Origin of the sequence: Streptomyces sp. NPDC060209, assembly GCF_042728155.1 — a bacterium.
Classification (GTDB): domain Bacteria; phylum Actinomycetota; class Actinomycetes; order Streptomycetales; family Streptomycetaceae; genus Streptomyces.
In genome coordinates this window covers 1-7,898 of record NZ_JBHWZS010000371.1, presented here as the reverse complement: position 1 = coordinate 7,898, position 7,898 = coordinate 1, and the positions used below count along the sequence as shown (strand labels likewise).

The following is a 7,898-nucleotide window of genomic DNA, read 5'->3' as shown; positions in this document are numbered from 1 at the left end:
CGCCGAGGCACCGGCTGAGGCAGAGGCCGAAGCAGCCCCTGTCGAAGCAGCCCCCCCCCAGGCCGAAGCCCCCCCCGCCCAATCTGAAAAAGCCCCCCCCCAGGCGGAAAACGCCCCCCGCGACCCCCCCCCCCCCCGGGCGCCCCCCGCTTCCGGGTAATCCGGCCCCGCCGTCGGACCCCTATGAGGGTCTCTGTGGTCCGCGGCGGTATCCGGAGTCGTGACGTTCGCTCTCCGCGGGGACTCAGCGGCTGTCGCTGCCCCGCGATTCGGCGGCGGCCCGGCCCGCTTCCAGCCGGGCGACCGGAATGCGGAACGGCGAGCAGGAGACGTAGTCCAGGCCCACCTCGTGGAAGAAGTGCACCGACTCCGGGTCCCCGCCGTGCTCGCCGCAGATACCGAGCTTGAGGTCCGGGCGGGTGGCCCGGCCGGCCTCCACGGCGCTGCGTACGAGGGCGCCGACGCCGTCCTTGTCGATCGTCTCGAACGGCGACACCCCGAAGATGCCCTTCTCCAGGTACGCGGTGAAGAACGAGGCCTCCACGTCGTCACGGGAGAAGCCCCACACCGTCTGGGTGAGGTCGTTCGTTCCGAAGGAGAAGAACTCCGCGGCCTCGGCGATCTGACCGGCGGTCAGCGCGGCACGGGGCAGCTCGATCATCGTGCCGATGCTCAGCTTCAGCTCCGTGCCGGTGGCCGCCTCGACCTCCGCGATGACGTGGTCGGCCTCCTCGCGGACGATCTCCAGCTCCTGGACCGTGCCGACGAGCGGAATCATGATCTCGGCGCGCGGGTCGCCCTTGGCGTTCTTGCGCTGCGCCGCCGCTTCCGCGATCGCACGGACCTGCATCGCGAACAGACCCGGGATGACCAGGCCGAGGCGGACACCGCGCAGTCCCAGCATCGGGTTCTGCTCGTGGAGCTTGTGCACGGCCTGCAGCAGACGCAGATCGTTCTCGTTGGCGTCCTTGCGGGACTCGGCCAGCGCGACCCGCACGGAGAGCTCGGTGATGTCCGGCAGGAACTCGTGCAGCGGCGGGTCGAGCAGCCGGACGGTGACGGGCAGTCCGTCCATCGACTCGAACAGCTCGATGAAGTCGGCCTTCTGGAGCGGCAGGAGCGCGGCCAGCGCGGCCTCGCGCTCGTCGTCGGTGTCCGCGAGGATCAGCTTCTCCACCATCTCGCGGCGCTCACCGAGGAACATGTGCTCGGTGCGGCACAGGCCGATGCCCTGGGCGCCGAAGCGGCGGGCCCGCGAGGCGTCCTCGGCGTTGTCCGCGTTCGCCCGTACCCGCAGACGGCGTACCCGGTCGGCGTACGCCATGATCCGGTGCACGGCGGCGACGAGCTCGTCGGCGTCGTCGGCGCCCGCGTGCATGCGGCCCTCGAAGTACTCGACGACCGGGGACGGCACGACGGGCACCTCACCGAGGTACACCTTGCCGGTGGAGCCGTCGACGGAGACGAGGTCGCCCTCCTCCACGACGGTGTCCCCGACGGTCAGCCGGCGACGCTTGGTGTCGACCTCGATCTCCTCGGCGCCGCAGACACAGGTCTTGCCCATGCCGCGTGCGACGACGGCGGCGTGCGACGTCTTGCCGCCGCGCGAGGTCAGGATGCCCTCGGCGGCGATCATGCCGTCGAGGTCGTCGGGGTTGGTCTCCCGGCGGATGAGGATGACCTTCTCGCCCGACCGCGACCACTTGACGGCGGTGTACGAGTCGAAGACGGCCTTACCCACGGCCGCACCGGGGGACGCGGCGATGCCGCGGCCGAGCAGCACGCTGGCGGCATTGTGGTCGAAGCGCGGGAACATCAGCTGCGCGAGCTGGGCGCCGTTGACCCGCTGGAGCGCCTCGGCCTCGTCGATGAGGCCCTGGTCGACGAGCTGGGTGGCGATGCGGAAGGCGGCACCGGCGGTGCGCTTGCCGACCCGGGTCTGGAGCATCCAGAGCTGGCCGCGCTCGATGGTGAACTCGATGTCGCAGAGATCCTTGTAGTGGGTCTCCAGCGTCTCCATGATCTTCATCAGCTGGTCGTACGACACCTTGTCGATCGACTCCAGCTCGGCGAGCGGCACCGTGTTGCGGATACCCGCGACGACGTCCTCGCCCTGCGCGTTCTGGAGGTAGTCGCCGTAGACGCCCTGGTGGCCGCTGGCCGGGTCACGGGTGAAGGCGACGCCCGTGCCGGAGTCGGGGCCGAGGTTGCCGAAGACCATCGAACAGATGTTGACGGCCGTGCCGAGGTCGCCGGGGATGCGCTCCTGGCGGCGGTAGAGCTTGGCCCGGTCGGTGTTCCACGAGTCGAAGACCGCCTTTATGGCCAGGTCCATCTGCTCGCGCGGGTCCTGCGGGAAGTCCCGCCCGGCGTCCCGGGTGACGATCTTCTTGAAGTGCTTGACGAGCTTCTTCAGGTCGGCCGCGTCCAGATCCACGTCGACCGTGACGCCCTTGGCCTCCTTCGCGGCCTCCAGCGCCTCCTCGAAGAGGTCGCCGTCGACCCCGAGCACGGTCTTGCCGAACATCTGGATGAGGCGGCGGTACGAGTCCCAGGCGAAGCGCTCGTCGCCGGCCTGGGCGGCGAGGCCCACGACCGAGGCGTCGGAGAGGCCGATGTTGAGGACCGTGTCCATCATGCCGGGCATCGAGAACTTCGCACCGGAACGGACGGAGACCAGCAGCGGGTCGTCGGCCTGGCCGAGGTTCTTGCCCATCCGCTTCTCGAGCGCCTCGAGGTGCGCGCTGACCTCGTCGCGCAGCTCCGCCGGCTCGTCACCGCTGTCGAGGTAGACCTTGCAGGCCTCGGTGGTGATCGTGAAGCCCGGAGGGACGGGCAGCCCGAGATTGGTCATCTCGGCGAGGTTGGCACCCTTGCCGCCCAGAAGATCTTTCAGATCCTTGTTGCCCTCGGTGAAGTCGTAGACGAACTTCTGGGGATCTTTGTTTTCCGACACGGGTCTCGACTCCTCGAGGACGCGGTGGCTGCCCTGACGGCGAGGAACATACCCAGATCGAAGGTGTCCCGGTACGGCCACTTGCGCGTCGTGAGGTCTCAACCACCCGTCCGCCAGCAGATCGAAAGTAACGGGCTGGTACCTCCCGAAGACGCACATCGTTCACCTCTTGAATGCATCATCACGATGAGTGCCTGGGTTTGCTTCATTCGGATACGCAAGGTAGTGGATGCTTTGATCGATCAAAGTAAACACGCCTGGCACCCAGTGCCGCCATTTGAGAAGTACAGCATCCCCGAGACCGCTCATCTGAGCCAAACGCCACTCAGGGGTGGCGAGAATCACGCTCCTTCGCGCGCTCAGATGTCACCATCCGGACGCCCGCAGGTCAACGACTGGTCATCACAGGGCTACAACTCGCTGACACAACGTAATCGGCAACCCCCGAAAAGAGAGCGGGCCCACACGTCTGCCGTCGAACGGGGCGGGAACGCTTCGGATCTTATGAGAAAAGCCCGCTCATGTGAGCGGGCTTTTCAGGGGGCACTCGGTGCCCCGGCAGAGAGAGGGCGCTCAGCCGCCCGAGGTGTCCAGCTCCGCATCGGCGCCCACGCCCGCGCAGTCGTACGGGTCCTTGAGCCAGCCGTCCGGCAACGCCACCCGGTTGTTGCCGGAGGTACGCCCCCGGGGGCCGTCCGCTCCGTCCGGCCAGGGCTGGTCCAGGTCGAGCTCCTGGAGCTGTCCGCCCAGCTCCTCCAGCGAGGAGGTGACCGCGAGCTTCCTGCGCATGTCCGAGCCGACCGCGAAGCCCTTGAGATACCAGGCCACGTGCTTGCGGAAGTCGATCACGCCCCGGCTCTCGTCGCCGATCCACTCCCCCAGCAGCGTCGCGTGGCGCAGCATGACGTCCGCGACCTGGCGCAGGACGGGCTCCTGCCTCGTCCCCGTACCTTCGAAGGCGCTGACCAGGTCACCGAAGAGCCAGGGGCGCCCCAGGCAGCCGCGGCCGACGACGACACCGTCGCAGCCCGTCTCACGCATCATCCGCAGGGCGTCGTCGGCACTCCAGATGTCGCCGTTGCCGAGGACGGGGATCTCGGGGACGTGCTCCTTGAGGCGCGCGATGGCGTCCCAGTCGGCCGTGCCGCCGTAGTGCTGGGCGGTGGTCCTGCCGTGCAGGGCGACGGCCGTGATGCCCTCCTCGACGGCGATGCGGCCCGCGTCGAGGTAGGTGGTGTGGTCGTCGTCGATGCCCTTGCGCATCTTGATGGTGACCGGGAGGTCGCCCGCCTCGGCCACGGCCTCGCGGAGGATCGCGCGGAGGAGGGGCCGCTTGTACGGGAGGGCGGAGCCACCGCCCTTGCGGGTGACCTTGGGGACGGGGCAGCCGAAGTTCAGGTCGATGTGGTCGGCGAGGTCCTCGTCGACGATCATGCGGACCGCCTTGCCGACGGTGACCGGGTCCACCCCGTAGAGCTGGATGGAGCGCGGGGTCTCGCTCGCGTCGAAGTGGATGAGCTGCATGGTCTTCTCGTTGCGCTCGACCAGCGCCCGCGTGGTGATCATCTCGCTGACGAACAGTCCCTTGCCGCCCGAGAACTCACGGCAGAGGGTGCGGAAGGGCGCGTTGGTGATGCCGGCCATGGGGGCGAGCACGACCGGCGGCTGCACGGTGTGAGGGCCGATCCGGAGCAGCGGGAGGGCAGGGGCGAGCGTGGTCATGGCCCCATTGTCCCGTACGCGGACGGCGGCGCGGAGCCCGCCCGCTCAGGCCTGGGCGAGAGGTGGGCCGGAGGCGGGTACCGCCCCCTCGGCGAGGGCCGACTCCATCAGCCGCTCCAGCCCCTGCCGGGATTCCTCGTCCGAGGGGACGTACGTCACCAGGCGCGGACCCGCCGAGGGGCCCAGCCAGAGATCGGTGTGGTCGAGCCGGAGCAGCCCCACCCGGGCGTTGCGGAAGATCTTGGTGCGGTTCGAGGGTCCGACGACCTCGTGCCGGGCCCAGATCTCACCGAATTCGGGTGAGACCGCTTCCAGCCGCGCCAGCAGTGCCTTCCAGGCGGGCTCGGCCAGGTGCTCCGCCATCGAGGCGCGGAATTTGGCGGCCATCACCCGGCGCATGCCGGGCAGGTCGACGGCGGCGGCGCGCCAGTCCTCGTTGGTGTAGGCGAGCAGCATGCAGTTGCGGTCCTCGGGGGCGACGTCGTCCAGGTCGCACAGCAGCCGACCGTAGGTGCGGTTGTAGGCGAGGATGTCGTAGCGGCTGTTCTGGATGCAGGCCGGGAAGGGCTCCAGGCGCGTGAGCATCTCCTGGAAGGCCGGGGTGACGCCGGTGCAGTCCGAGCCCGGCGCGGGGTCCACGGCCCCGGCGAGGGCGAAGAGGTGGGTGCGTTCGCTGCGGTCGAGCAGCAGCGCGCGGGCCAGGGAGTCGAGGACCTGCGGCGAGACCTGGATGTCGCGTGCCTGCTCCAGCCACGTGTACCAGGTGACGCCGACGGCCGAGAGCTGGGCGACCTCCTCGCGGCGCAGACCGGGGGTGCGCCTGCGGCGGCCGCGGGGCAGACCCACCTGCTCGGGGGTGATCCGCTCACGACGGCTGCGGAGGAAGCCGGCGAGCTCGTTCCGCCGGACGTCTGTCTCGGTCACCACGGTCGTCATGCTCCCAGCGTGCCGAACGCCCCGGCGTATTGCCAGGTGCTGTGTGTACCAGGATAAGAAGACTCTGGTACCAGGCTGAGTACCGGTCCAGAGTCTATGGCGTGAGTGAATCCCCTGTACTGACGAACGCGACCGCCACCGGCACCCCTGTGGCGCGCTACGACCACCCCGCGCCGGTGCTCGGCGGGCTCGGGCTGTTCACCGTGCTGCTCGGCGCGGCACTGCCGCTCATCGACTTCTTCATCGTGAACGTCGCGCTGCCCACCATCGACCACGACCTGGCCGCAGGCCCCGCCCTGCTCGAACTCGTCGTCGCCGGCTACGGCCTCTCCTACGCCGTGCTGCTCGTCCTCGGCGGGCGCCTCGGCGACATGGCCGGACGGCGCAGGCTCTTCCTCATCGGGATGGCCGCCTTCGGCCTCACCTCCCTCGCCTGCGGGCTGGCCCCGGACGCCTGGACCCTCGTGGGGGCACGGGTGGCGCAGGGCGCCGCGGCGGCGCTGATGCTGCCGCAGGTGCTCGCCACCATCCAGTCGTCCACGGCCGGGCACCGCAGGGCGCGGGCCATGAGCCTGTACGGGGCGACCGCCGGTCTCTCCATGGTCGCCGGCCAGATCCTCGGGGGCGTCCTGGTCTCCGCCGCTCCGCTGTCGTCGGTCTTCGGCGAGAGCGCGGGCTGGCGGTCGGTGTTCCTGGTGAACGTCCCGGTGGCGGTCGTGGGGCTGTTCCTGGCCGCCCGCTCGGTGCCGGAGAGCCGCTCGGACCGGCCCGCCCCCGTCGACGTACCGGGCACGCTCCTGCTGGCCCTCTCCCTGGTGACGCTGCTCGCCCCGCTGACGGAGGGGCGGGCGGCGGGCTGGCCCCTGTGGACCTGGGTTTCGCTGGGCCTGTTCCCGTTCGCCGCGGTGGCCTTCTACCGGGTCGAACGGCGGGCCGACGCGCAGGGGAGGACACCGCTGGTGCCGCCGAGCCTGCTGCGGCTGGATTCGCTGCGACGCGGCCTCGCCCTGGTGGTGCCGTTCTCGATCGGCTTCGGCGGTTTCATGTTCGTGATCGCGGTCGCCCTCCAGCAGGGTCTGGAGATGGGACCGGCCGCGGCGGGACTGTCCCTGGCGCCGATGGCCGCCGCCTTCTTCGCGGCCTCGCTGGCGGGCCCCCGTCTGGTACGGCGCTTCGGCAGCCGGGTCGTGACGGCCGGCGGGCTGATCCAGGGCGTGGGCGTCACGGTGCTGGCGCTGACCGTGTGGCGCGGCTGGCCGGACCTCGGGCTGCTGGGGCTGCTGCCGGGCGTCGCGGTCGCGGGGCTCGGGCAGGGGCTGCAACTGCCCGTCCTGATCCGGATCGTGCTGTCCGACGTACCGGCCGAGCGGGCCGGGGTGGGCGGCGGCGTGATGACGACGACCCAGCAGGCGGCTCTGGCGCTCGGGGTCGCCACGCTCGGCACGCTGTTCCTCGCGCTGGCACCGGGCGGGATGCGGGACGCACTGATCGTGACGCTGCTGGTGCAGCTGGCGGCCGTCGTCCTGACGACCCTGCTGAGCCTGCGGCTGCCTCGCGCTGTGGGGTGAGTGGGACGGACACGGGCCCGGATCACGAGGTGATCCGGGCCCGTGTCGTACGGGTGGTGCGAGGAGGTCAGCTCCCGGCCGGTGCGTCCTGCGCCGGTGCGGCCTCAGCGGCGGCGGCGCGCTCACGCATCTTGCGCACCAGCTCCTGCTTCTTGTCCTCGGCGACCTTGCGGTCGTTGTCGCGCGCGGGGCCCGCGCCCTGCTGTTCGGCGCGGGACAGCTTCTTGCGCTGTCCGCCCACGCCGAGGAGGTTGTTGCGGCTCTTGGCCACGGGGTTCTCCCATTCTTGAGTTGAGGAAGTGAGGATGACGTGTCGTGTATCGATCCGATGGGCGACGGGCGGTCGGGCCCGTCGCGCGCTCACTCGTAGATCTGGAAGAACGAAGACATAGCGAAAAGGTACCCCGGCCGGAGGGGCGCCTCATCCAGTTTTTTCGGCCACGCCCCGGCGCCGGCTCAGGCGGTCGGGTCGACCGTGGCCTGGTGGGCCTCGGTCAGGTGCTCCTCGGCCTTCAGCCAGGGCAGGAACTGCGCCCCCTTGCGCCATCCGCAGGTGTCACAGGTCAGCTGCCGCTGCATCCCCGACTTCCTTACGTGGACGACGTGTTCACGGCCGTGCTGGTCCCATCTGCTGACCTTGCTCGTGGTCATGGACGGCATCCTTGGCCTCCCTGTGGACGAGTGCGCCCAGTGTGCACGAAGCCCCCGGTTCCGCG

At 70.1% G+C, this 7,898-nt stretch carries 6 protein-coding genes; 1 reads left to right on the top strand and 5 read right to left on the bottom strand.

The genetic code is table 11. The annotated features are described in order from the left end of the window. Positions 1 to 244: 244 nt before the first annotated feature. The 3 genes from ppdK to ACFWFI_RS38495 all read right to left on the bottom strand — a co-directional run bounded on the left by ppdK (position 245) and on the right by ACFWFI_RS38495 (position 5,614). A complete protein-coding gene (ppdK, locus tag ACFWFI_RS38505) occupies positions 245 to 2,956 on the bottom strand; it encodes a pyruvate, phosphate dikinase (protein ID WP_387399825.1) in 2,712 nt (903 codons plus the stop codon). A gap of 573 nt (positions 2,957 to 3,529) precedes the next feature. Next, positions 3,530 to 4,678 carry a tRNA dihydrouridine synthase DusB gene (dusB, locus tag ACFWFI_RS38500; RefSeq protein WP_387399823.1) on the bottom strand — a complete coding sequence of 383 codons (1,149 nt, stop codon included), beginning with the start codon at positions 4,676 to 4,678 and terminating at the stop codon, positions 3,530 to 3,532. 45 nt (positions 4,679 to 4,723) lie between these two features. Continuing rightward, on the bottom strand, positions 4,724 to 5,614 hold the full coding sequence (locus ACFWFI_RS38495) for a helix-turn-helix transcriptional regulator (protein ID WP_387399820.1): 891 nt from the start codon (positions 5,612 to 5,614) through the stop codon (positions 4,724 to 4,726). 101 nt (positions 5,615 to 5,715) lie between these two features. Here ACFWFI_RS38495 and ACFWFI_RS38490 point away from each other — a divergent pair, with 101 nt between their 5' ends. Next, a complete protein-coding gene (locus ACFWFI_RS38490) occupies positions 5,716 to 7,182 on the top strand; it encodes an MFS transporter (RefSeq protein WP_387399818.1) in 1,467 nt (488 codons plus the stop codon). Between the two features lie 67 nt (positions 7,183 to 7,249). On the opposite strand, the gene ACFWFI_RS38485 is transcribed toward ACFWFI_RS38490, so the two are convergent. Together ACFWFI_RS38485 and ACFWFI_RS38480 are read right to left on the bottom strand one after the other, a co-directional pair. Further along, positions 7,250 to 7,453, bottom strand: a complete 204-nt coding sequence (locus ACFWFI_RS38485; protein ID WP_387399815.1) for a DUF6243 family protein — start codon at positions 7,451 to 7,453, stop codon at positions 7,250 to 7,252. Between the two features lie 185 nt (positions 7,454 to 7,638). After that, complete coding sequence (locus ACFWFI_RS38480; protein WP_073747065.1) at positions 7,639 to 7,842, bottom strand: hypothetical protein; 204 nt, start codon at positions 7,840 to 7,842, stop codon at positions 7,639 to 7,641. Positions 7,843 to 7,898: the final 56 nt, after the last annotated feature.

Excerpts from the sequence above, each read along its gene's own strand:
- dusB (WP_387399823.1), bottom strand. The coding sequence starts at position 4,678 with ATGACCACGCTCGCCCCTGCCCTCCCGCTGCTCCGGATCGGCCCTCAC.
- ACFWFI_RS38495 (WP_387399820.1), bottom strand. The coding sequence starts at position 5,614 with ATGACGACCGTGGTGACCGAGACAGACGTCCGGCGGAACGAGCTCGCC.
- ACFWFI_RS38480 (WP_073747065.1), bottom strand. The coding sequence starts at position 7,842 with ATGCCGTCCATGACCACGAGCAAGGTCAGCAGATGGGACCAGCACGGC.